Raw genomic sequence first — 23,776 nt, forward strand, 5'->3', positions numbered from 1 at the left:
AGCCTCTCGGTCACGAGATGCTCGGGTCAAGCCCGAGCATGACGATGCGGCCGTTCAGCGCATGAAATGCAGCTCGCGGAAGCGGCCGCGGAACGCCGTCACGTCCTTCGCCACCGCCTCGGCCGGACGCGAGCCGTTCAACCCCTCGGCGATATAACCCGCCAGCTCCGGCATGTCGGCGGCCGTCATGCCAAAGCGCACGATCTCCGGCGTGCCGAGCCTGAGCCCGTTCACATCGCCCTCCACCGCCGGCAGCGGCAGGCCGATGCCGCAGGACAGGATATTGACCGCGCGAAGCCGCTTCGCTGCCGCCTGCCCACCGCCATAGGGCGCGGCTTCGATGGCGAACTGATGCGAGGTCGTCATGCCCCGGTCGCGGGCGAAGACCGGCACCTGCCGCTCTGACAGAGCCTCGGCCAAGGCCTTCGCTGTCTTGGCCATCTCCTGCGCATAGGCGCGGCCATGCGCCTTCCAATCGAGGAGCGAGACGGCCAGCGACGCCGACTTGGCTGCATCGAAATTGGCGGTGAGGCCGGGATAGGCGATGGCGTCGAGTTTTTTCGCGATGTCGGCATCATTGGTGACGATCAACCCTGAAGGCGGCCCGCCGAGGCTCTTATAGGTGCTCATCGTCATCAGATGAGCACCCTCCTCCAGCGGCTGCTGCCAGCCATGGCCCGCGATCATGCCGGACATATGCGCCGCGTCGAACAGCACGAGCGCACCGACCTCGTCGGCGATGGCGCGGATCTCGCGGATCGGATGCGGGAAGAGATTGAGGCTGCCGCCGATCGAGATCAGCTTCGGGCGGAGCCTGAGCGCATCCGCGCGCAGCTTTTCGACATCGACCGTATACCTCACCGGGTCGATCGGCGCCGGATGGGCGACGATGCCGTAGAGCCCGGCCGCGCCCGCGCCGTGATGGGTGACATGCCCGCCGATCTCGCCCGGCGGCGCGATGATGCAGTCGCCCGCCTTTGCCGCGACCATGAAGGCATAGAGATTGGCGATGGCGCCGGAGGGCACGCGGATCTCCGCATATGTCGCGCCGAAAACCTCGGCTGCGAGCTCGGCCGCGATCACCTCGATCTGCTCGATCGCCTCCAGCCCCATCTCGTATTTGTCGCCGGGATAGCCGAGCGACGGCCGCGCCCCGATCCCAGCCGAGAGCAGGGCCTCGGCCTTCGGGTTCATCACATTGGTGGCGGGGTTGAGGTTGACGCAATCGAGCTCGTGGATGGCGCGATTCTCGGCGGTCAGCGCCGTAATCCTGTCCGCGATGGCATCGAGCGGCTGGCCCGCCGTCTCGCCGGCGATCCGCTGGATATAGTCCTCACTCGCCTGCGGCACCCAATCGCGCCTGCCCAGAGCCGTCATGCCCCATCCTCCACTTCAGCGACTGCGTGTTGTCCCGGTGCCTGTTTGGAACCTGAGCCATCTCATCGGTTTGCCGCGTCGCGCGCAAATGAGTATTCATGGTCGGGAGGATGAGGAAATCTCAGCCTCGACCCGGAGCTTCCCTTGCCCGTCAAGCCGCCGCGCCCGCGCCTGCCCCCACTCACCGCCTTGCGGGCCTTCGAGGCGGCTGCGCGGCTGGAAAGCTTCGCCAAGGCGGCGGAGGAAATCGGCGTCACCGCCGGCGCGATCACCCAGCAGATCCGGCAGCTCGAAACCGGGCTCGGCTTCCCGCTGTTTCGCCGGCTGCCGCAAGGCGTCGCCCTGACGGACGCGGCGCGCGAGGCGCTGCCCAGGCTGACACGCGGCTTCGACATGCTCGGCCAGGCGGTGCAGGCCCTGCGCGAAGCGCAGCCGCACCGGCCGCTCGCCATCGCCGCCCTGCCCTGCATCGCCCAGCTCTGGCTCTCGCCGCGTCTGGGCCGGTTGCAGCAGGCTTTTCCGGAATTGCAGATTTCGGTCGCAGCCATGGAGGAGCCGCCGGACCCGAGACGGGACCCCTATGACCTCTCGCTGTTCTATCGGGACACCGTCGCGGAGCCGTCCGCGATCCAGATCGGACACGATGCGATCCTGCCTGTCTGCACGCCTGCGCTGGCCGGCCGGCTGGCTTCACCCGCCGATCTCGCGCGGCAGACCCTGCTGCACGATGCCGTCTGGCGCGGCGACTGGGCGCGCTGGCTCAGCTTCGCCGCGCCGGAGGCCAAGGTCGATGCAGGGCGCGGGCCGGCCTTCTCGCTTTATGCCCTGGCGCTGGACGCAGCGCTCTCGGGCTCCGGCGTGCTCATGGGCCGAATGAGCCTCGTCGCGCCCCTTCTGGCCACTGGCCGGCTGGCTGCGCCCTTCCGGCAGGCCATGCCGATGCCGGACAGGCTCACCTTGAGTCCAGCCACGGGCTCCGGCGCGCATGCGCGCCGGGTCGAGATCATGGAATGGCTTGCCGCCTCGGCCGACGAAGCGGCTCAGATATAGGCGCCGCAATCGCCGCCAAGAATCTGGTCCATCGAGCGCGACGGCTCGGCGCAGCCGGCCTCGCCAACGACCTTGGCCGGCACGCCCGCCACCGTCTTGTTGCGCGGCACCGGCTGGAGCACGACCGAACCGGCCGCGACGCGGCTGCACTGGCCGACCTCGATATTGCCGAGGATCTTGGCGCCGGCGCCGATCAGCACGCCCTTGCGGATCTTGGGATGGCGGTCGCCGCCCTGCTTGCCCGTGCCGCCGAGCGTGACGCCGTGCAGCATCGAGACATTGTCCTCGATCACCGCCGTCTCGCCTACGACGAGCCCGGTCGCATGGTCGAGGAAGACGCCCTTGCCGATCCGGGCAGCCGGGTTGATGTCGGTCTGGAACACTTCGGAGGAGCGCGCCTGAAGATAGAGCGCGAAATCGCGCCGGTCCCGCATCCACAGCCAATGCGCCAGCCGGTGGCATTGCAGGGCGTGGAAGCCCTTGAAGAACAGCACCGGCTCCAGCACGCGGTAGCAGGCCGGATCGCGGTCGAGCACGGCCATGACGTCGGCGCGCATGCCGGGGCCGATGGTGTCATCATCGGCCATCGCCTCGGTGAAGGCCTGCTCGATCAGGTCGGCCGTCACGGCCGGGTGGCCGAGCCGGGCCGCCACGCGATGCGCGACGGCGCTTTCGAAGCTCGGCTGGTTCAGCACCGAGGCGACGATGAGCGTGCCGAGCGCCGGCTCGGCAGCGACGGCGGCCTCGGCCTCGCGGCGCAGGCGCGACCAGACGGGATCGACCCGGTCGAGGCCGCTGGCGGCATCGCGGATGTCTACGGCGGAGTGCCCTGACGGCATGATCGTTCTCCGGAAATAACCGTTCGGCAGAAGCCTAGACTAGCACCAGGAAGGGGCCAGAGGCCAAAGGCAAACGCAGAGCGGGGTTGAATCAATATGGAAGGCAGCGGAATCAGCGCGTGAACCGTTTTCGACAACACATTGGTTTCGCCCGCATTTCGGAGGAACCTGCTCGCACGCCGTCCATCTCACAACCGCGCGAGGAAGTCGAGCACGGCCTGCTTGTGGCTCTTGTCGCCCACCGCGAGATTGTGGTCTCGCCCGACGATATCGAAGGACTCGGCACCGGGAATGAGCTTCGCCAGCTCCGGGCCGGAGCCTGAGACGTCGTCCTTCGTGCCGACGCTGATCAGGGTGGGCACCGAAATCTGGCCGACCTGCCCGGCCGTCAGCGTCTGGCGCGAGCCGCGGATGCAGGCGGCCAGCGCCTTGAGGTCGCTCTTGGTCTGTTCGGCGAAGGCGCGGAACATGCGCTGCATCGGATCGGTCAGGGTAGCGAGCGACGGCGCCTCCATCGCATCGGCGATGCCGATCGGCAGCCCCACCCCTTCGACCAGATGAATGCCGAGCCCGCCGAGCAGCAGCGCGTTGAGCCGCTGCGGATGCGCCAGCGCCAGATGCGCCGAGATGCGCGCGCCCATCGAATAGCCCATCACCGCCGCGCGCGGGATATCGAGATGGTCCATCAGCCGGCGCACATCCTCGGCCATGATCTGCGAGGAATAGGCCGCCGGGTCGTAGAGCTTCTCGCTTTCGCCATGGCCGCGATCGTCGAGGGCGACGACGCGGTAGCCGGCATGGGTCAGCGTCTTCGTCCACTGGGTGTTGACCCAGTTGATGACATGGCTCGAGGCGAAGCCGTGGACGAGCACCACGGTCTCGTGCTTCGGCACATCGCCAGTGGGCGCGAGGTCGACATAGGCGATCCGCACGCCGTCGGAGGAAAAGCTCTGCATGGGTTCCGTCATGGAGGTCCGTTCGACTGAAGCCTTCCCTGCCATGCCCAAGCCACTTTGGGTAGCCGCCAGCGCGCCGCTTGCTTATGAACGACAGCCATGACCGAGCCTGCTGCAGCCGCTTCGCCCGCGCCGACCCCGCCCTCCCTACCGAAGGGTGGCCGAATCCAGCTCGTCGATCTGGCGCGCGGCATCGCCTTGCTGGCGATGTTCGTCTTCCATTTCGCCTATGATCTCTCGAATTTCGGATTGATCGAGACCGATATCGCCTTCGAGCCGGGCTGGCGGCTGTTCGCGCGCTGCATCGCCGGCTCCTTCCTGGTCGTGGTCGGCGTCAGCCTCGTGCTGGCGACGCGCAAGGGGCTGAATCGTAACGCCTTTCTGAAACGCCTGGCCATGGTCGCCGCGGCTGCCGCTCTCGTAACGGTCGGCACCTTCTTCGCGATGCGCGAGAACTTCATCTTCTTCGGCATCCTGCACCATGTCGCGCTGGCGAGCGTGCTCGCCCTGCCGTTCCTGCGACTGCCGGTGCTCCTCGTCATCCTCGCCGCGGCACTCGCCTTCGCCCTGCCCGCCTTCGTCGCGAGCCCCCTGCTCGACCAGCCCTGGACGGTCTGGCTCGGCTTCTCGCATGCGCCGATCCAGACGGCCGATTTCGTCCCGGTCTTCCCCTGGTTCGGCTGCGTGCTCACCGGCATCGCGCTGGCGCGCCTCGTCCTGCCCCGCCTCGACGGGACGGCCGCGGCGAGCTGGCGGCCGCGTCCATGGCCAACCCGAATCATCTGCTGGGGCGGGCGCCATAGCCTGCTGGTCTATCTCGTCCACCAGCCGGTCTTCATCGGGCTGATCATGCTGGCGACGCAGATCGCCCCGCCCCTCTCGCCGGATGAGCGCGCCTTCCGGGCCGAATGCCAGCGAAGCTGCGCGGGGCCCTCGAACTCGCAACAGATCTGCCGGGAGGTCTGCGCCTGCACCGTGGACGGCCTCAAGCGCGAGAACCTCTGGCAGAAGGCGCTCAGCGATACGCTGTCCTCCGAGGAAAGCACCCGCATGACCCGCCTCGCCCAGGCCTGCCTGCGCGGTCCGTAAGGCGAAACGCGCCGGTTTCGCAGCCTAAACAGGCTCTGGCATCTCGCGCCCTGTCGGGATAGGTTGCGCGCGAATTCCAGCTTTGAAGAGCGAAGAGCCATGGCCGCGACCGGCATCCCGCATTTCCAGAACGACGCAGGCGTCGCCGTGATCCATGTCGGCGCGCACGAATTCATGTGCATCGGCGCCAAGCCGCCCTTCGACCATCCGCATGTCTTCCTCGACATGGGCTCGGACAACGAGATCGTCTGCCCCTACTGCTCGACGCTGTTCAAATACGACCCCTCGCTGAAGGGCAGCGCGTCGAATCCGCCGGAATGCGAGTATCACGACGACGCCAAGGCGGCCTGATTCCCGCGACGCGGTCCGCAGGCTCGCGCCGCGGCCCGAGCGGCTGACGATCCATCCGCGCAGGTTCTGAGGGGCACCTGCGCTCCTGCGGCGACAACCGGTCGATCCATCGAAGGCGGCTGCCTTGAGCGCTCCTCACATCCTCATCGCCGGCGCCGGCATCGGCGGCCTTGCGGCGGCTCTGTCTCTGGCCCGGCGCGGCATCGCCTCGACCGTCGTCGAGAAACGCACCGGCTTCGGCGAGACCGGGGCCGGCCTGCAGCTCACCCCGAATTCCGGCCGCGTCCTCGAGGCGCTCGACCTCGCCTTGCCGTTGAAACGTGTCGGCGTTTCCTCCAACGGGCTGGCCGTCCGCCGCTGGCGCGACGGCGCGCCGGTGGTCGAGATGCCGGCGGATCTCGCGGGGGCGCCGACGCCTTTCCGCCTGATGAGCCGCATCGACCTGCACACCGTCCTGCTCGACGCTGCCCGCGCCATGCCCAACATCCGCTTCGTGGTCGGGCGCGGCGTCGAGGATGTGCGGCAGGACGATGCCGGCGTCACCGCGACGCTCGGCAGTCAGAATGGCGGCGAAACCTTGCACGGCCTCGGCCTGATCGGCGCCGACGGGCTGTGGTCGCGCATCCGTGGCCTGACGGGGGATGCGGCTGCGCCCGAATTCACCGGCTACGAGGCCTGGCGCGCCATGGTGCCAACGGCGGCAGCCCCCGGCATCGCGGGTGAAAAGCCGCGCGTGACCTTGCATCTCGGCCCGCAACGCCATGCCGTCCATTACCCCGTATCGAGCGGGAGGCAGATCAACCTCGTCGTCCTGCGCCGGGCGCGCGAGGCGCGCGAAGGCTGGACCCGCGAAGGCGACCGCGCCGTCCTGACCGAGCATCTCGCCGGCGCCTCACCGGCTCTGCGACAGCTCGCCGGCGCCGCCGGCGGCTGGCAGGTCTGGTCGCTGTTCGACCGCAAGCCGGCCGCCATGGCGAAGGGACGGATCGCGCTGCTCGGCGACGCCGCCCACCCGGTGCTGCCCTTCCTGGCCCAAGGCGCCTCGCTCGCCATCGAGGATGCCGGCGTGCTCGCGCGCCTGCTGGCGGAACATCTGGCGCGGGAGGGCGCTGCCGGCGTCCAGGCTGCCATGGCGGCCTATGCCGCGGCCCGCGCGCAACGCGTCGCCCGCGTGCAGGAGGCGAGCCGCGAGAACGGCCGCAATTTCCATCTCGGCTGGCCCTGGAGCATCGGGCGCGACCTCGTGCTCCGGCGCCTCGGCCCGGAGGGGATGCGCAAACGCTATGACTGGCTCTACGGCTGGCGCGACGTGGGCTGAGTTCCTTTTCGCCCTCACCAACGGCTTGGCCTGTGTCAAAAGGTCTCTGGGCCCCGCCGATCCGAAGGGCATCTCGTCAACGCCGCAATTCGTTCCTATCTCTTGGCCCGAGGAGGAGTGGAACCGACATGATCCGCGTCAATCTCTACGACCAGCTCAACCGCCGCGGGGCTTCGATGCCGCGCTGGGCGACATGGCTCGTCATGGCCGCAAGCTTCGTCGTCGGCATCGCGCTGTTCCTCGTGGCGGCGAGCCTTGCGCTGATCCTGATCCCCATCGTCGCCGTCGCCGGCGCCATCGCGGTCTGGCGGCTGAAGGCCAAGCTCAAGGCCGCCGGCTTCGACCGCGCGGCCGATCCCTTCGGCGGTCAGGCTCGGCCAGCCGAGCGCATCGAGATCATCGACGCCGAGTACCGCATCATCGAGCCCGGCGAGCCGCCGCGGCGCTGAGCCTCAACCCAGCCCCTTGAGGGCGATGCCCGCCGCCCCGCAGGCCGCGAGCACCGGCATCATGCCGATGCGGAACCGCAGAATCGCGAGGATGGCGCCGGCCGCCAGCAGCGCCGCCTGCCAGTCCAGCGACGAGAGCACCGGCACGTCCGGCGAGAGCCAGACGAGATCGAGACCGCGCAGCTCGCGAAACAGCACATGCAGCCCGAACCACAAGGCGAGGTTCGCGATCACCCCGACCACTGCCGCCGTGATCGCCGCCAGCGCCGCCGAGAGGCTCTCGTTGCTGCGTAGCGCCTCGATATAGGGCGCTCCGAGGAAGATCCAGAGGAAGCAGGGCGCGAAGGTCGCCCACAGCGTCAGGAGCGCGCCGAGGCTGCCGGCCAGCAGCGGCGGCAACATGCCGGGCATCCGGAAGCCGGCCAGGAAGCCGACGAACTGCAGGACCAGCACGAGCGGCCCCGGTGTCGTCTCGGCGAGCCCGAGCCCGTCCAGCATCTCGCCCGGAGCGAGCCAGCCGAAGCCCTCGACCGCCGCCTGGGCGACATAGCTCAAGACCGCATAGGCGCCGCCGAAGGTCACGACCGCCATCATGCTGAAGAAGGAGCCGATCTGCGTCCAGACGCTCCCGCCTCCGGTCGTCAGCCAGAGCAGCCCGACCGGCGCCAGCCATAGGGGCAGCCAGAGCGCGAGCACCCGCAGCGCCCTGCCCGGCGAGGGCCGCGTATGCGTCAGCTCCCCGCGCGCGAACAGCTCATCGACCAGCCCGGTAACGGGCGGACCCAGCGCGGCATGGCGCTGCGCCGTCGAGAACAGGTTCGGCGCCAGCCGATGTCCGGCCCAGCCCACGAACGCCGCCGCGAGAATGACGAGCGGAAACGGCATCTTGAACAGGAAGAGCGCGAGGAAGGCCGCCAGCGCCACGAGCCGCATCGCCGGCGTCTTCAGCGCGCGGCGGCTGATGCGGAAGCCGGCCTCGATCACGATGGCGAGGACAGCCGCCTTGATCCCGAAGAACAGCCCGTCAACCAGCGGCACATGGCGCCAGGTGACGTAGAGCGCGCTCAGGCCCAGCATCACCAGCGCGCCGGGCAGGATGAAGAGCAGCCCGGCGATCAGCCCGCCGAGCGTCCGGTGCATCAGCCAGCCGATATAGATCGCAAGCTGCTGCGCCTCGGGGCCCGGCAGCAGCATGCAGTAGTTGAGCGCATGCAGGAAGCGCTCCTCGCCGACCCAGCGCCGCTCCTCGACCAGCTCGCGATGCATCAGCGCGATCTGCCCGGCCGGGCCGCCGAAGGAGAGGCAACCGATCTTCGCCCAGACGCGCGTCGCCTCGGCCAGCGTCGGCATGCGCTCGGCCGGCCCGGCCGCCATGTCCGATTGCAGGGCGGTCATGAGCGGGGCTCCGAAACCGGACGCGCGGAAGGCCAGTTATGGGTTTCCTCGCTGGCGTCCCGGCACCAGCGATAGAAGGCATCGTAGAGCAGCATGCCGGCGTCGAGCTGCTCGAGATCGTGCTTGAACATGCGCGACAGCCCGAGCGAAGCCGCCAGCAGGCCGGCGGCCTGCGGTTCGGCGTCCAGCGTCGCGGTATCGGCCGCCCTGACGATCCGGGCGAGCCTGTCGAGCGCCGGCGAGGCCAGGCCGAACTCCTCGATCATCACATCGAAGGTGCAGCGCGGCCCGCGATGGCTCCAGAACACGCCCTCGACATCGAAGGGCGTGGCGCCGAAGCGCTCCGCCACCGCCTCGACCTCCGTGGCGGCCACGAAGAGAAAAACGGCCTTGCGGTCGACGAAGCGGCGGATGAGCCAGGGACAGGCGATGCGGTCGATCTTGGGCCGGGCCCGCGTCACCCAGACGCTGCCGCCGGAGGGACCGGCCGGCGGCAGGCGCGCCGACGAGACCGTAAGTCCGCCGGCCTGTCGCCAGGCGAGATGCCCGCCTTCGAGGCTCTCCGCCGCGATGCCGGCTTGCCGCAGCCAGGCAGCGACCCCTTCGCTCAGCTTGAGGCCCCGATGGCAGACGACGATGACCTGTTGCTGGTCGGCATAGTCCGATGCCCAATCCGCAACCGCGCGGTAGTCGCGGCGCGTCGCCGTGGGCAGGAAGACCGGATCGGCGGCGAAATCCTCGTCGATCCGGACATCGATGATCGCCGGTGCGTCGGGCCTGCCGACGAGCCGGGACAATTGCGCAACCGTGATCTGTTCGTTGGAAGACATGATGCGTCCATCCTGAAGCAAGGAAGTTGGACGCGAGCATTGGGCCGAAGCCTCACGGGGTCGTCGCGATGAACCCCTTGGCCCGACTACACCACGGAGGCTCCGCCGGCGTCAATGCCGGCGGCCCGCATCACGCGATCGGGCTGAGCAGGATCTTGTCGATGCGGCGCCCGTCGAGATCGACCACCTCGAAACGCCAGCGATCCTTGTCGAAGGTCTCGCCGACATTGGGCAGGTGGTTCATCTCGGCCAGGATGAAGCCAGCCACGGTCTGGAAGTCCGCGTCGCGCGGCATCGGGATGCCGAACTCCTGCGAGAACTCGTCGGCCTGCATCCAGCCGGCGACCAGATAGGAGCCGTCCGGCCGCGCGACCACGGCAGGCTCGCTCTCCTCCTCCTCCTGGAAGACGCCGATAATAGCCTCGAGCACGTCACCCGGCGTGATGATGCCCTCGAAATGACCGTATTCGTCGAAGACAAGCGCCAGATGCACCCGGCTCGAGCGGATTTCGCGCAGCACATGCAGCGCGTCCGCGGTATCCATCACCACCGGCGCTTCGTTCACCAGCGCCCGCAATTCCTGCATGTCGCCGCTGGCGAGGAAATCGATCGTGTCCTTGACCACCACGACGCCGACGATCGAATCCGACTCGCCGTCCTGCACCGGCAGGCGCGAACGGCGCGTCGCCCGCAGCTGCGCGCAGATCTCCTCGGAGCTGTCGGCGAGGTCGACGACCTCGACCTCGCGGCGCGGTGTCATCAGGGCCCGCGCCGAACGGTCGGCGAGGCGCATGACGCCGGTGATCATCTCGCGCTCGTCGCGCTCCAACACGCCGGCCGTCTCGGCCTCCGCGATGATGGTGCGCACCTCCTCCTCGGTCACTCTCTCCTCGGACTCGCCCTTCTGGCCGAGAAGCGCGAGCACCGCCTTGCCGGAGATGTCGAGCAGGAAGACCAGCGGCGCGCCGATCTTGGACAGGAACGCCATGGCCGGCGCGACGCGCGCCGCCACACGCTCGGGATCGCGCAGCGCAACCTGCTTCGGCACGAGCTCGCCGAGGATCAGCGACAGATAGGTGATGGCGACGACGACGATGCCGACGCCGAGCGTGTCGGATACCGATTGCGAGAATCCGTGCGTGCCGAGCCATGCCGACAGGCGCGTGCCGAGCGTCGCGCCCGAGAAGGCGCCGGAGAGCACGCCGACCAGCGTGATACCGATCTGAACCGTCGAGAGGAAGCGGCCGGGATCAGACGCGAGGCGCAGGGCGGTCGTCGCGCCCCTATTGCCCTGATCGCTGAGAACCTTGAGCCGAGCCGGCCTCGATGAGACGACGGCGAGTTCCGACATGGAGAGCAGACCGTTGATCACGGTCAGCACCACGACGATCAGGATTTCGGTTAACAAAACCAGCCTGCGACCTGCAAAGCCGCGACATCTGGCGGCCAGCTTCCGGCCCCCTTATAGCGTATTGCGCCTCCAACGCGATGGGGGTGCCCTGAGAATCGCGGCCGCCTCATGACAACCGCCAAGCCGAGCTTCTGGAATCCCGCCGAAGCCACCCGCCCGGAAGGCGATGCGCGGTTGCGCGCACCATCCGCCCAGCGCAACCGCGACGCGATCCTGGCCGTGCTGCGGGACGTTCTCCCCGCGAACGGCCTCGTCCTCGAAATCGCCAGCGGCTCGGGCGAGCATGCGCTGCATTTCGCGCAGGCATTGCCGTCTCTGACCTTCCAGCCGAGCGATCCGAGCCCGGATGCGCGCGCCAGCATCGCCGCATGGAGCGCCGAAAGCGGCCTCGCCAACATCCTGCCGCCGATCGAGATCGACGCCAGCGGCGATGCCTGGCCCGCCCTCGCGCCGGCCGCGATCCTCTGCATCAACATGATCCATATCGCGCCCTGGAAGGCGACCGAAGGGCTGTTCCGCCATGCCGGAGCCTTGCTTGCCGGCGGAGCGCCGCTTTGCCTCTACGGCCCGTTCCGACGCCCGGGCCGGGAATTGGAGCCCGGCAACCTCGCTTTCGACGAGAGCCTGCGCAGCCGCAATCCGGGATGGGGGCTGCGCGATCTCGGTGCGGTGACCGCGCTCGCACAGGTCAGCGGCTTCGGCGCGCCCGACATCGTCGAGATGCCGGCGAACAATCTCAGCGTGATCTTCCGCAAGCGCTGAGGCGGCCGCACTACGCTTGCATCGCGAGCGCCGGCCCGCTACCGCTCGAACCGCGCGGACGTGGCGAAACTGGTAGACGCAAGAGACTTAAAATCTCTCAGCCTTTGGCTATGCGGGTTCGATCCCCGCCGTCCGCACCAGCCTTTGCGCCGGTTGCCCATCGCTATCCGCGTGATCAGTGCGGACGCGCCGGCTTGTACCATTCGACGCCATCGGGATCGACATAGAGACCGGGTGGCACATCGGCCCCGATCGACTCTTCCTTCATCGGCACGCGCACTGTGTCGTCGCGGTCGCCGCTCTTGGCGCTGGTCCCGGAGGATTGCCCGGTATGCCGGTGCGCCCCGCGCCCGACATTGCTGACGAGCCCGACCACGCCGCGCTGCCCCGCGACCTTGTCCTGCAACTCGGAAATCGGCCGGCCGGCGAAGGCGATCACGGTTGCCCCCTCCACCACCGGCAAGGCGCGCCTGGCCGCCCCCTCGCCCGTCACCCGCACGCCGATGAAGCGCGGCACATAGGTCGCGCCACCCTTGCCGAAGGATTCCCAGCCGCCCGCCGAGATCATCTGGGCGCCGCAGCGCTTATGGGCGCGCTCGCAGGCGGCGCGCGAGGCATAGCGCGGCGCCTTCTGCAGGAACTCGGCCCGCGCGTTGCGGTAAGCGAATTCGCATTGCTCCGCCGTCAGCTTGCCCGCCTCGATGCATTCGTCGCGCCGGATATAGGTCGCGCCCGGCGACTGCGCCGCCAGATCGGAAGGGCTCGCCAGCGAGAGCGCCGGGGCGAGCGTGGCGATGCGCAGGGCGGCGAGGGCAGTGGCCGGGATCATCATGCGGCGCAACATAGTTACGATTGTGGCTTAAGAGTGCCTAAGGTCATCGTCGGAAGGCATTTCAACTGGCAATTTCACAGCAGCGCCCGGCGCGAAGCGGCCAGTTCCCGCGTCGCGCCGTAGTCGATCTTGCCGTTGCCGAGCACGGGAATCGCCTGCGTCACCAGGATGGCGCGCGGCACCCAGAGCTCGGGAAAGCCTTGCTGTTTCGCCGCCTCCTGCAAGGCCGCGCGGTCGGCATCGGCCTTCTCGGTGACGAGGATGAGCTGTTCGCCCTTGCGCGGATCGGGCAGGCCGACGACGACGTGATTCTGGTCCGGCCAGAGCTTGGCGACCATCGTTTCGACCGCCGCCAGCGAGACCATCTCGCCGCCGAGCTTGGCGAAGCGCTTGGCCCGGCCGCGAATCGCGACGAAACCGTCCTCGATCACGACGATGTCGCCGGTGTCGTGCCAGCCACCCTCCGGCGGCACGATCTTGCCGGGTTGCTGCGGGTCGAGATAGCCCGCCATGACATTCGGCCCGCGCACGGTGAGGCGGCCGCCCTCATGAATGCCCTCGACGGGCTCCAGCTTCGCCTCGATGCCGGGCAGGAGCTGGCCGACCGTGCCCTCGCGGATCGCCTGCGGCGTGTTGACGGCGAGCACGGGTGAGCACTCGGTGCAGCCATAGCCTTCGAGGATGGTGGTGCCATAGGGCTCCCACATCCGCTTCGTCTCGGGCTTGACCCGCTCGGCTCCCGCGACGACGAAGCGCACGCTCATCAGGTCGTCCTTGTCCGCGGCGCGCGCGTATCCTTGCAGGAACGTGTCGGTGGCGAGGAGGAAGGTCGCCTTCATGTCGCCGATCAGCTTCGGCACCTGCTTGTAGTGCAGCGGGCTCGGATAGAGCACGACCTTCATGCCGTGCAGCAGCGGCACCAGCATTCCCGCCGTCAGCCCGAAGGAATGGAAGGCCGGCAGAGGGTTCATGAAGACGTCCCGCTCCGAGATCGCCCCTGCGGCATGGGAGAAGACCTGCCGGGCGTTCGAGACGAGATTGGCATGGCTCAACACCACGCCCTTCGGCGTCCCCTCCGTGCCGGAGGTGAAGAGAATCACCGCCGGATCGTCCGGCGCCGCCTCGTAGCGCTTGTGCACCAGCCCCGGCGCGAGGCTCTGCAGCGCCCCCCAGGCCTTGTCGAGGCTGGTCACCTGCTTGCGGATATCTTCGAGATAGATCACCCGCCTGCCCTCCCCGAGCGCGGCGATCTCGTTGTCGAGCTCGCCCCTTTCGACGAAGCGGCGCGAGGTGACGATGGTCTTGAGCTGCGCCAGCTCGCCCGCCGCGCGCAGATTCTTCACACCCGCGGTGAAGTTCAGCATCGCCGGGACCCGGCCATAGGCGAGGAGCGCGAACAGCGTCACCGCCATGCCCTGCATGTTCGGCAGCAGCACGCCGACCGTCTCGCGCTCGCCCGTCAGGGCCGCGAGCTTGCGGCCGAGCACGAGCGCCCCCAGCACGAGCCTGCCATAGGTGATCGGCTGGCGCTCCGGATCCTCCAGCGCGACGCGATTCTTGCCGTGCCGCACGACGGCCTGGAGCAGCGCGCGAAAGATCGTGATCCGCGCGCCGGCGGCGTCGAATGTGGTGGCGGCCATGTCTGGCTCGTCTCCCGGTCGGCGTTTCCCTCTGCCGTCAAGGTAGTGGCATCGGAGCGCGTTGCAACGCTTGGCTGGCGAACCATGCGACAGAATCGGCCTTTACGCCGGTCATCCCGGACAAGCCGCGTGAGCGGCGCCGATCCGGGATCCATGCCTGAGCATCGCCGTCGGAGGCTCAGGCATGGATCCCGGGCCTCCCTTCGGTCGCCCGGGATAACCCGCGGGATGGAAGTCCAGGATTACCCGAACGCCCCGATCTCGTGCTGGATCGCGCCGGAAATCTCGCGGATCAGCGCGAAGAGCTCCAGCATCGGCGTCAGCACGTCGCGATGCAGCGCCTCATAGGTGCCGCCCTCGCGCGGCCCCGGCGGCTCGCCGAAATCGAGCCCGATGGTCGGGTCGGGATCGCGCGGGAAGATCTCGGCGAGCAGCGCGAGCGAGGCCGGCACGTCGAGCCTGAGCAGCCGCTCGAACAACGCCTCCCGCGTCAACCCGGCATGGGGCCGGAAATCGGGAATATGCGCTGCGGCCAGCCAGATGCGATGCATCGCCGCGAGTCTCAGCGCATGCAGCGCCGCGAGCCGCACCGGCATGCGCGGCACGTCGTCGGCCGTGGCCCTGAGCTTCAGCGCATCGGCTGAGAGCCGCCAGAACAGCCGCCGCAGCATGGGCGCGAGTTCCAGCCGCGACAGTGCCTCGGCGACGACGAGCAATTCCTCGCGGCGCCCATCCCGCGTCGTCCGCCGCGCCCGGTCGAACCAGCTTCCGGGGTCGAGCGAGTCGAGATAGGCCCTGAGCACGTCGAGGTCGCTATGGCCCATCGCATGGGCGGCGAGCCTGTAGGCGCGGTCGAAGCGGTCCGACTGCTCGCGCATGGCGCGGAAGATGTCGGGCGCGCGCGCCGCGCCATGGCCGATGCCATGCAGGCTGTTCGCCATCCAGCCGAGCTGCTGGAGGATGGCGTTGTTGGGAATGGCCCGCAATTCGCGCGGATGCCGGATGCGCACCGGCCCCGCCCCTTCGGTCTGTCGCGCCGCCGGACGTGAGCCGGTCTTGTCGAGCAAGGAGGGGCCGAAGGTGCCGATCAGCGCGGCATAGCCGGGATCGTCGACGAGCGCGTTCATCTCCTCCCGCACGGTCTGGAAGAACTCGCTGGCGAAGTCGGGCTCGTCATAGATCGGGTCGTCGGCGGCCTCGGGGGCCACGAACACCGCTTCCGCGATCCGGCCGACCGTCGCGCCCGCGAGCTGTGGCGTGCCGAACAGCAGATAGCCGTCGCTGCCCTGGAAGCTGGTCTCGCGCACCGTGGCGATGCCGGCCTTGGCGAAAGCCTGCCGGGCGAAGGGCGGGTCGAGATAGGCCAGCCGGTCGGCGAGGCTGTCGGCATGGGCGCCGCGCCCGACCGACTCGCCATGCGTGTCGAAGATCACGAGCTCGATGTCGGTGAGCGCATAGCGGGCGAGCAATTCGCAGATGCGGATGCGCAAACGCTCGACCCAGAAGGTCGAGGCGACCTGCCCGATATAGCGGCCGGAATCGGAATAGCCGAACTGAATGCAGAGCCGGCCGTGGCTCTTGAGATAGTCGCGGAAATGCGGGCTGCGCAGCGCCTCGTCGATGATGCGCGGCCCCTGCTCCAGCGCGTCCGAGGTCTCGAACAGCGGCGAGATCTCGACCTTGTCGGCAATGCCGAAGCGGCTCGCCAGCCACAGCGCGCAGAGCAGCGTGTAGCCGGTTTCCGTCTCGGCGATGAGGAAGCGCACTGGCCGCGAGCCGTCGACATGCTTCACGATCTGGGCGATCGTCATCATCATCCGCGCGGCCGAGGCGCGCTCGGCCGCGAGCGCTCCGAAATCGACGGCGACCGGCTCGACCTTGCCGAGCTCCGCATTGGCGGCGGCGAGGAAGGCCCGCCGCTCGGCCGGCTCCGCCGGTTCGCCATCGGAGGGGATGACGCCGCGCAGGGCATTATGGAGCTGCGAGGCGTTGAGCCGGAAATGCGGCAGCGCGATCGAGACGCCATGCGCGACGACGCCGGCCCGGACCAGCGCCAGCACGCGCTTCGTCTCGTCGGAGGCCAGACCCAGCGCCTCGTCGAGCGCCGCGAGCAGGCGTGACGAGTCCGGCAAGGCCGTCTCACGCTCATGGACGAGCGCCAGCGCAAAGGCCTGCAACGCCTCCAGCGATGGCTGCGTGCCGATCGGCGGCGCCAGCGCAAGCTGCCTCCCGACGGCCGCGCACGCATCGTCGACCAGCTTGCGCAACGCCGCGGTCGCGGGTTCTTCGGGCAGCTTTTCGAGGATGCGGGCGAACTGCCCGTCCTTCGATTCCAGCCGGTAGCGCAGCGTGTCCCACCAGCCGATATCGGTGCGCCCGTCCGTGTCGCAGCCGACCCAGGAAGCCAGGATGACCGGCCGCGGCGCGAGCCGCGTCCAGTCCTGCGGCCAACGCTGCCGCGCCTCGTCGAGGAAGGCGGCGTTGAGCCGGTCGATCGCATCGCGCGCACGACGGACGGCGAAGCGCGCCTGCTCGAACTCGTCCTGCAAGGTGATGCGCCCGTCGGGACGGAAGCTGAGCTGCGGCTCCTCGATGACCGCAGTGGCGGCAGCATGGCCGGAGGCAAGATCGGCCAGCGCATGCGCCAGCCGGCGCGTCATGCCGAAGGTCGGATGCGCGGTAAAGACGGCCCCGAAACGAGGCCGCTCCACCGCCGCACGGAAGGCCGAGAAACTGCCCGCCGCCTCGGCCTGCTGCCGGGCCAGTGCAGCGAAAGCCGCCGTCTCGTCCCGCTCCAACCCGACATAGCGCGCGAGGCGCCCGGCCCGCTGCCGCAGCGCCCGGCGCCCGAGCAGGCGCACCAACTCGCCGGCCGCCGCCGTCGTGAGCTCGCCCGAATCCATCAGGCGCGTCAGCCAGAGCGTGACGCGCAGCACGGGGTTGCCGAACGGATCGTCGCGGGAGGCGAGCCGCGCCTGTTCGATCTTGTCCTGAAGGTCGTCAGCGAGCGCGGCGATGTCGATGGCGGGAATCGGCGCCGTTTCAACCGGTTGGATCACGGTAAATCGCCTCCCGCCAAGGCTTCGGAACCGACGCCGCGCCTTCGTTGCTGCATTGCAGCATCCCTTGCCTGGGAGGGCAAGCCCGCCTCGCTCGATTAATTTTACCCGGGTCATATTGTCAGACATCGGATATGTCGCTAGAAGGCCGCAACGCCAGGAGCCTCCGACATGTCCGATCTCGCTGCCCGAACCTGCACTGCTTTCCGGGACGACGCCCATCTCGCCAGCGGCCCGCTTGCCGATGTCGCGCTCGCCGTGAAGGCCGCGCTCGAAGCCGCGCCGGCAGCGTCGATCCTCGTCTTCGACGACGCGACCGGCCGCGTGGTCGATCTCGACCTGCGCGGCACGGCAGCCGAGATCGCGGCGCGACTGGCCGCTCCCACCGGCCCCGCCGACCAGCCCGGAGCCGCGCCGGCCGAGCGTGGCCGCGGCCGGCCGAAGCTCGGCGTCGTCGCCCGCGAAGTGACCTTGCTGCCCCGCCATTGGGAGTGGCTCTCGGCCCAGCCGGGTGGGGCCTCGCAGGCCCTGCGCCGCCTCGTCGAAGATGCCCGCCGCAACGATGGCGGCCGCAGCCGAGCGAGGCAGGCGCAGGAAGCGGCTTACGCTTTCATCTCCGCCATGGCCGGGAACCGCGAGGGCTTCGAGGAGGCGTCGCGCGCCCTCTTCGCCGGAGATGCCGCAGGTTTCGCCGACAGGAGCCAAAGCTGGCCAGCGGATATCCGCGCCCATGCCGCAAGGCTCGCGGCTGACGCCTTCACCCAGGGCTGAGACGATGCAGACCTATCTCGAACCCAGTTGGGAAGCCGGGCGCGATCTCGTCGCCCGCGGCATCGCCGGCGAAGTGGTGATGCTGAACCTGCTGCGCCTGCGCAGCGTTGCCGATTATGCGGCCCACCCGGATCTCGCCCCCGAACGGCCGATCAACGGCGCGGAAGCCTTCGACCGCTACGTCGCGCATACGCGGCCTTATCTGGAAGCGAGCGGCGGCTCGCTGCTGTTCCTGGCCGAGGGCGGCCCCTTCCTCATCGGCCCGCAGGGCGAACGGTGGGATCGCGCCATGCTGGTCCGGCAGAGATCGGTTGCGGATTTCATCGCCTTCGCCGGCAACGCGGCCTATCTCGCCGGCATCGGCCACCGCACGGCCGCGGTCGAGGATGCGCGGCTGCTGCCACTCGTCTCCCGCCCCCTTCCGGGCTGAAGCAGGCGAAACCGCCATCGCCGGAACGCCGGGACGGGCTGCGTGAAACGCCATTGCCACGGCACGGACCCAAAGGCATAGCCCGCCGGCACCCTTTGCCTTTAGCCCCCTCGACAGAAGCGCATCATGAGTTCCCACACACGGTGGTTCGGCATTCTGTGCGGGCTCGCGACAGCGTTGATCTGGGGCGTCCAGTCCGTGGTTTCGCGCCATGCGATGCTGACCGGCCTGTCGCCGGCCGATGTCACCATCCTGCGTTTCGTCTCGGCCTCCGCCGTGCTGATTCCCTGGGCGGCGACGCGGATCCGCCCCTTTCCCGTCGGGTCGCTCGGCTGGAAGCGGGCCTGGTTCATGGCGCTGCTCATCGGGCCGCTCTACAGCCTGATCCTTGTCGGCGGCGCCCATTTTGCGCCGGCCCTGCACTCGTCGATCATCTCGCCGGGGCTGATCCCCGTCTTCACAGCGCTGCTGGTCTTCCTGGTGACCGGCGAGCGTGCCGGGCGGATGCGGCTCGCCGGTCTCTGCACCATCGTCCTCGGCATCGCGATCTTCTCGCGCGACGCGCTGATGGCGACGCCCTCCCGGCCCGATGCCTGGATCGGCGACCTGCTCTTCGTCCTGATCGCCGCGATGTGGTCGGTCTTCGGCCTGCTGGCGCGGCGCTGGGGCGCGAGCTCGGTCGAGGTCACGGTGGCGTCCTGCGTGCTGGCATTGCCGCTGCTCGGCCTCGTCGCCCTCGCGCTGCCGGTCCATATGGCGCAGGTTCCGCTCGCCGAGGTGCTCCTGCAGGCCCTCTACCAGGGCGTTCTGGTCGGGGTCGTCGCGCTCTATCTCTATGCCCGCACCGTCGCGATGCTGGGAGCGGCGAAGGCCACGCTCTTCCTGCCGCTGGTGCCGGTGGTGACGGCGGCCTGCAGCGCACTGCTTCTCGCCGAATACCCCTCGCCGACCGAGATCGCCGGCATGACGGTCGTCATCGCCGGGATGGTGCTGGCGTTCCGCTCGCCATCGGCGAATTGACGGCGTCGAGATCTCCGCTCGGAAGCATCGTCATGCGGCCCCGAAAACCGACTCTCACACCGAAATCGATTCACCTGCGAAACCAAATATTTATCGGATAGGCGCCATGCTGGCGGGCAGGCCTGACTGACGCAGGCGCCCACCGACAGGCTGCATGGGTCGAAAGCGCGTTCACATCATTGTGCTGGCGGCTGTTCTCGCCGCCGTCGCGGTGATTCTGCCCATCGTGCTGATGCTGCATGTTTCCTGGGTCAGCGCCCTGCGTCGCGAGGAGCGAAACCTGCGGGCCTTCGCCGAGCAAGGAAGCTCGCGAGCCCAGCTCCTTTACGACGAAGTGCGCGATGCGCTCCTCGCCTTGACCAAGGCGGAGATTGTCCCCTGCTCCACACAGCATATCGCGCTGATGCGCGAGATCGTGATGAACAACACCGCGATCAACGAGATCGGCTACTTCAAGGACGGCCGGCTCGTCTGTTCCTCCTGGGGCCAGGTCGCGACGACGGTCACCCGCGCGCCCGTCGACTATGAGACGGCCGACGGGATTGCAGTCACGGTGCGGGTGCAGCCCATCGTGTCACACGTCAAGCCAATGATGGCGCTGCATTTTCGCGACCACAACATCCTGGTCGATCCCTCCCTGCTGGCCGATGTCGCGACCGACACCGACACCCAGCTCGTGATTGCAAGCGAGGGCGGCGTCTTGGTCGCGGCACACGGCGACCCCGACGGCCACCTCGTGAACTCGCTGCTGAAGCAGCCCCGCAGTGGCATCGACGACGACCACATCTTCGCCGCCGCCCGCTCCAAGGATTGGATCGCGATCGCCATCTCCTCGCGGGAGCGGATCGCGCAAACGCTGAGCGAGGAGCGCTGGCTGCTGCTACCGGTCGCCGGCCTGATGGCGGCCAGCCTCGTGGCTCTGATCACCTGGCTCGCACGCCGACGCCTCTCGCCGCTCGGGGAGCTCGAGCTCGCGCTGCGCAATCGCGAGTTCGTGGCGCATTACCAGCCGATCATCGACATCGAGACCGGCATCTGTGTCGGCGCCGAGGCTCTCGCCCGCTGGCGCCGCCCGGACGGGACCGCGGTCCGGCCCGATTTCTTCATCCCGCTCGCCGAGGAGAACGGCCTGATCGGCGCGCTCACCAACCAGATGGTGGAGGCGGTGATCCACGACCTCGCCTCCGTCCTCGTCGCCGATCGCTCCCTGCATATCGCACTCAATCTGAGCGCGGAGGATCTCGTCAGCGGACGCGTCCTGGCCTTCATTCAACAAGCCATCGCCGATACGGGAATCCGGACCGAGCAGCTCTGGCTCGAAGCGACCGAGCGCGGCTTCATCGATGTCGAGGCCGCCCGCGCGACGATCATCGAGGCCCGCAGGCTCGGCCACTCCGTCGCCATCGACGATTTCGGCACCGGCTATTCCAGCCTGCAATATCTGCAGCGCCTGCCGCTCGACGCGCTGAAGATCGACAAGGCCTTCGTCGAGACCATCGGCCGGAACGCGGCGACGAGCCCGGTGATCGGCCACATCATCGACATGGCGAAGACGCTCGACCTCCACATCGTCGCGGAAGGCATCGAAACCGAGGAGCAGCTCGCCTATCTGCGCGAGCGCGGCGTGCGGTTCGGTCAGGGCTGGCTGTTCTCCAAGCCTCTCCCGGCCGGGGAGTTCGTCGCCTTCCACCGCCGCCGCCAGCACGAATACGGCCCCGGCCCGGAACTCATCCGGCGCGCCATCGCCTGAGCGGATCGGCCCGGCTCAGCCCTTATGCCCCTTGGCGATCGGCTCGACATAGGTGAGGGCCATGTCCCAGGGAAAGTAGATCCAGGTGTCCTGGCTGACCTCGGTGACGAAGGTATCGACCGTCGGCACGCCGGCGGGCTTGGCGTAGACCGTGGCGAAATGCGCGTTGGGCAGCATCTCGCGCACCACGCGCGCCGTCTTGCCGGTATCGGTCAGGTCGTCGACGACGAGCACGCCCTTGCCCTTGCCGTCGCCGATCGCCTTGATGTTCGGCGCGACGTCCTTGAGGACCTTGAGCTCCGACTGGTTCTTGTAGTCGTGATAGCTCGCGACGCAGACCGTATCGATCAGCCGAAGCCCCAGCTCGCGGCAGATGATCGCCGCCGGCACCAGCCCGCCGCGCGTGATGCAGACCATCGCCTCGAAGGGCCCCTTGTCGGCCAGCCGCCAGGCGAGCGCGCGCGCATCGCGGTGGAACTGGTCCCAGGAAACCGGGAAGGCCTTGTTCGAGGTTGGTTCGGCCATGGCGGAGCGCTCCGGGCTGATCGCGGCGCCAGACGCGCCCTGCTACAGACCGAAAACCCTATTGCGCCGCCGCTGGCAAGAGGCCGGCGGCGGCGATCCCCAATGGCGCCTGTCGCGCGCCCTCGCCGGCTTCAGAATTCCGCCCAGCCATCCGCGCCGCCGCCTGCAAGGCGTCTGGCGAGAACTACGGCCGGCCGCGCATTCACCGCGACAGGCGCTGCCGAATGGACGAGATGCGGCACGGGCTGCCGACGCTGGCCGTCAAGCTTGAAGGCCGAGACCATCGTGCTGAGAGCCTCGGTCTCCTGCTGGAGGTCGCGCGCGACCTTCGCGCTCTGGTCGGCCAGCAGCGAGTTCTGCTGGGTCATCTCGTCCATATGGGCGACGGTACGGGCCATCTCGTCGATGCCGTTGGCCTGTTCGACCGTCGCCTGCGAGATCTCGTTGACCGTGCTCGCCACCTTGGAGGCCGCATCGACGATCTCGCGCAGCGTCGCCCCGGCATCCTTGACCAGCCCGACGCCGGCTTGAATCTGTTGCGCAGAATTCGCGATCAACGTCTTGACGCCGTTGGCGGATTCGCTGCAGCGCGCAGCGAGCGCCCGCACCTCAGTTGCCACCACGGCGAAACCGCGCCCGGCATCGCCCGCACGGGCGGCCTCGACCGCCGCGTTGAGCGCGAGCAGATTGGTCTGGAAGGCGATCTCGTCGATCATCGAGATGATCTCCGAGATACCGGAGGACGCCTTCTCGATCCGCCCCATCGCATCGACCGCCTCGGTCACGATCGCGCCGCCGCGCGCCGCGACATCGCTCGCCTCGTTGCCGAGCTGCACGGCCATTTTCGAGTTGCCGGCGCTGTGCTTGACGGAAGCCGCGAGCTCCTCGGTCGTCGCCGCCGTCTCCTGGAGGCTCGCGGCATTGGCCTCGGTGCGTTCCGCGAGCTGCTGGCTGTCCGAGGTGATCTTGAGCGATGCGCCGTCGATCCGCACGGAAATGTCGCGCACCGAGCCGATGACCTCGGCAAGCGTGTCCAGCAGGTCGTTGACGCCCGCGCAAAGGGTCGCGACCTCGCCGCTCTTGCCTTCGAGCGGCACCCGGCCGGTCAGATCTTTCGCCTTCGCGCGGGCGATCGTCTCGGAGGTTTCCTTCACCGCCGCCTCGAGCTGCTTGCCCTTGAAGGTCGCGGTGATGTCGGTGGCGAATTTCACGACCTTGTAGGGTCGCCCCTGCGCGTCGAGGATCGGGTTGTAGCTCGCCTGGATCCAGACCTCCTTGCCGCCTTTGCCGATGCGCCGGTACTGGCCGGCATCGTACTCGCCGCGGCCGAGGCGTTCCCAGAACGCCTTGTACGCGCTCGATTCACGCTCGGTCGGGTCGACGAACATGCGGTGATGCTGCCCGGCGATCTCCGGCAGCGCATAGCCCAGCACGGTCAGGAAGTTCTCGTTGGCGTGCAGGATCTTGCCCGTAAGATCGAACGCGATCACGGCTTGCGCCTTGTCGATCGCGGCGCGCTGGCCTTCGAGATCCGCAAGCAGGTTCTTCTGCTCGGTGACGTCATAGGCGTATTTGATGACACCGACCGGCTTGCCGCCTGACCCCATGATCGGATTGTAGCTCGCCTGGATCCAGACCTCCTTGCCGCTCTTGCCAACGCGCAGATACTGCCCGCGCGAGAATTCGCCGCGGCCGAGATCGGCCCAGAACTGCTTGTAGGCCGCGCTGCCGCGCTCCTCCGGCGTCACGAAGAGGCTGTGATGCTGCCCCTTCACCTCGGCCAGCGAATATCCCATCACGCTGAGGAAGTTTTCGTTGGCATCGAGTACCTTGCCGTCGAGGTCGAACTCGATCACCGCCTGCGAACGATTGATTGCGGCGATCTGCTCCGCCATGCGGCGATTCGATAGAAGACCGGAAAA

The 23,776-nt window shown here is 68.4% G+C and carries 21 protein-coding genes and 1 tRNA gene; 11 read left to right on the forward strand and 11 right to left on the reverse strand.

Going from position 1 to position 23,776, the window contains the following annotated elements:
* Nucleotides 1-54 precede the first annotated feature (54 nt).
* A complete protein-coding gene (locus tag GY40_RS02590; protein ID WP_038358457.1) occupies nt 55-1,377 on the reverse strand; it encodes a serine hydroxymethyltransferase in 1,323 nt (440 codons plus the stop codon).
* A gap of 144 nt (nt 1,378-1,521) precedes the next feature.
* Between GY40_RS02590 and GY40_RS02595 the strand changes: the two genes are divergently transcribed.
* Entirely contained in the window at nt 1,522-2,427 is a 906-nt protein-coding gene (locus GY40_RS02595) for a LysR family transcriptional regulator (RefSeq protein WP_038358459.1), read from the forward strand.
* Here the strand turns inward: GY40_RS02595 and cysE are convergent.
* Together cysE and GY40_RS02605 are read right to left on the reverse strand one after the other, a co-directional pair.
* Nucleotides 2,418-3,266, reverse strand: a complete 849-nt coding sequence (cysE, locus tag GY40_RS02600; protein ID WP_038358461.1) for a serine O-acetyltransferase — start codon at nt 3,264-3,266, stop codon at nt 2,418-2,420. The genes GY40_RS02595 and cysE overlap by 10 nt on opposite strands.
* A gap of 188 nt (nt 3,267-3,454) precedes the next feature.
* A complete protein-coding gene (locus GY40_RS02605; RefSeq protein ID WP_038359891.1) occupies nt 3,455-4,222 on the reverse strand; it encodes an alpha/beta fold hydrolase in 768 nt (255 codons plus the stop codon).
* A 99-nt stretch (nt 4,223-4,321) separates the two neighbouring features.
* Here GY40_RS02605 and GY40_RS02610 point away from each other — a divergent pair, with 99 nt between their 5' ends.
* From GY40_RS02610 to GY40_RS02625, 4 genes are all read left to right on the forward strand, one after another.
* On the forward strand, nt 4,322-5,311 hold the full coding sequence (locus tag GY40_RS02610; RefSeq protein ID WP_051987448.1) for a heparan-alpha-glucosaminide N-acetyltransferase: 990 nt from the start codon (nt 4,322-4,324) through the stop codon (nt 5,309-5,311).
* Nucleotides 5,312-5,410: 99 nt separating this feature from the next.
* A complete protein-coding gene (locus tag GY40_RS02615) occupies nt 5,411-5,662 on the forward strand; it encodes a zinc-finger domain-containing protein (protein ID WP_038358462.1) in 252 nt (83 codons plus the stop codon).
* Between the two features lie 124 nt (nt 5,663-5,786).
* The gene (locus GY40_RS02620) at nt 5,787-6,980 is read left to right on the forward strand and encodes an FAD-dependent monooxygenase (RefSeq protein WP_038358464.1); all 1,194 of its coding nucleotides are present in this window, start codon (nt 5,787-5,789) and stop codon (nt 6,978-6,980) included.
* Between the two features lie 128 nt (nt 6,981-7,108).
* A complete protein-coding gene (locus tag GY40_RS02625; protein ID WP_038358467.1) occupies nt 7,109-7,429 on the forward strand; it encodes a hypothetical protein in 321 nt (106 codons plus the stop codon).
* A 3-nt stretch (nt 7,430-7,432) separates the two neighbouring features.
* On the opposite strand, the gene chrA is transcribed toward GY40_RS02625, so the two are convergent.
* The 3 genes from chrA to GY40_RS02640 form a co-directional block, all read right to left on the reverse strand.
* On the reverse strand, nt 7,433-8,824 hold the full coding sequence (gene chrA, locus GY40_RS02630; protein ID WP_038358469.1) for a chromate efflux transporter: 1,392 nt from the start codon (nt 8,822-8,824) through the stop codon (nt 7,433-7,435).
* Entirely contained in the window at nt 8,821-9,654 is an 834-nt protein-coding gene (locus GY40_RS02635; protein WP_038358470.1) for a chromate resistance protein ChrB domain-containing protein, read from the reverse strand. The genes chrA and GY40_RS02635 overlap by 4 nt, the downstream gene beginning before the upstream one ends.
* A 130-nt stretch (nt 9,655-9,784) precedes the next feature.
* Nucleotides 9,785-11,047: a CNNM domain-containing protein gene (locus GY40_RS02640; RefSeq protein WP_038359895.1), complete on the reverse strand. Its 1,263-nt coding sequence runs from the start codon at nt 11,045-11,047 to the stop codon at nt 9,785-9,787.
* A 126-nt stretch (nt 11,048-11,173) separates the two neighbouring features.
* On the opposite strand from GY40_RS02640, the gene GY40_RS02645 reads away from it, so the two are divergent.
* Nucleotides 11,174-11,827: a DUF938 domain-containing protein gene (locus GY40_RS02645; protein WP_051987449.1), complete on the forward strand. Its 654-nt coding sequence runs from the start codon at nt 11,174-11,176 to the stop codon at nt 11,825-11,827.
* Between the two features lie 54 nt (nt 11,828-11,881).
* Nucleotides 11,882-11,967: transfer RNA gene (locus GY40_RS02650), tRNA-Leu, on the forward strand.
* A 35-nt stretch (nt 11,968-12,002) separates the two neighbouring features.
* Here the strand turns inward: GY40_RS02650 and GY40_RS02655 are convergent.
* From GY40_RS02655 to GY40_RS02665, 3 genes are all read right to left on the reverse strand, one after another.
* Nucleotides 12,003-12,659 carry a DUF1190 domain-containing protein gene (locus tag GY40_RS02655; RefSeq protein ID WP_248311080.1) on the reverse strand — a complete coding sequence of 219 codons (657 nt, stop codon included), beginning with the start codon at nt 12,657-12,659 and terminating at the stop codon, nt 12,003-12,005.
* Between the two features lie 74 nt (nt 12,660-12,733).
* Entirely contained in the window at nt 12,734-14,299 is a 1,566-nt protein-coding gene (locus GY40_RS02660) for an AMP-binding protein (RefSeq protein WP_051987450.1), read from the reverse strand.
* 242 nt (nt 14,300-14,541) lie between these two features.
* Nucleotides 14,542-17,358 carry a phosphoenolpyruvate carboxylase gene (locus GY40_RS02665; protein ID WP_038358474.1) on the reverse strand — a complete coding sequence of 939 codons (2,817 nt, stop codon included), beginning with the start codon at nt 17,356-17,358 and terminating at the stop codon, nt 14,542-14,544.
* Between the two features lie 171 nt (nt 17,359-17,529).
* On the opposite strand from GY40_RS02665, the gene GY40_RS02670 reads away from it, so the two are divergent.
* From GY40_RS02670 to GY40_RS02685, 4 genes are all read left to right on the forward strand, one after another.
* A complete protein-coding gene (locus GY40_RS02670; RefSeq protein ID WP_038358476.1) occupies nt 17,530-18,129 on the forward strand; it encodes a DUF2239 family protein in 600 nt (199 codons plus the stop codon).
* Nucleotides 18,130-18,133: 4 nt separating this feature from the next.
* The gene (locus tag GY40_RS02675) at nt 18,134-18,559 is read left to right on the forward strand and encodes a DUF1330 domain-containing protein (RefSeq protein WP_038358478.1); all 426 of its coding nucleotides are present in this window, start codon (nt 18,134-18,136) and stop codon (nt 18,557-18,559) included.
* A 126-nt stretch (nt 18,560-18,685) separates the two neighbouring features.
* The gene (locus tag GY40_RS02680; RefSeq protein ID WP_081925077.1) at nt 18,686-19,579 is read left to right on the forward strand and encodes a DMT family transporter; all 894 of its coding nucleotides are present in this window, start codon (nt 18,686-18,688) and stop codon (nt 19,577-19,579) included.
* Nucleotides 19,580-19,733: 154 nt separating this feature from the next.
* Nucleotides 19,734-21,329, forward strand: a complete 1,596-nt coding sequence (locus GY40_RS02685) for an EAL domain-containing protein (protein WP_038358481.1) — start codon at nt 19,734-19,736, stop codon at nt 21,327-21,329.
* Nucleotides 21,330-21,344: 15 nt separating this feature from the next.
* Here the strand turns inward: GY40_RS02685 and gpt are convergent, their stop codons facing one another.
* Complete coding sequence (gene gpt / locus GY40_RS02690) at nt 21,345-21,854, reverse strand: xanthine phosphoribosyltransferase (protein WP_038358485.1); 510 nt, start codon at nt 21,852-21,854, stop codon at nt 21,345-21,347.
* A 131-nt stretch (nt 21,855-21,985) separates the two neighbouring features.
* A complete protein-coding gene (locus tag GY40_RS02695; RefSeq protein ID WP_051987452.1) occupies nt 21,986-23,749 on the reverse strand; it encodes a methyl-accepting chemotaxis protein in 1,764 nt (587 codons plus the stop codon).
* Nucleotides 23,750-23,776 lie beyond the last annotated feature (27 nt).

Origin of the sequence: Allobosea sp. UNC402CLCol, assembly GCF_000745475.1 — a bacterium.
Lineage (GTDB): Bacteria > Pseudomonadota > Alphaproteobacteria > Rhizobiales > Beijerinckiaceae > Allobosea > Allobosea spartocytisi.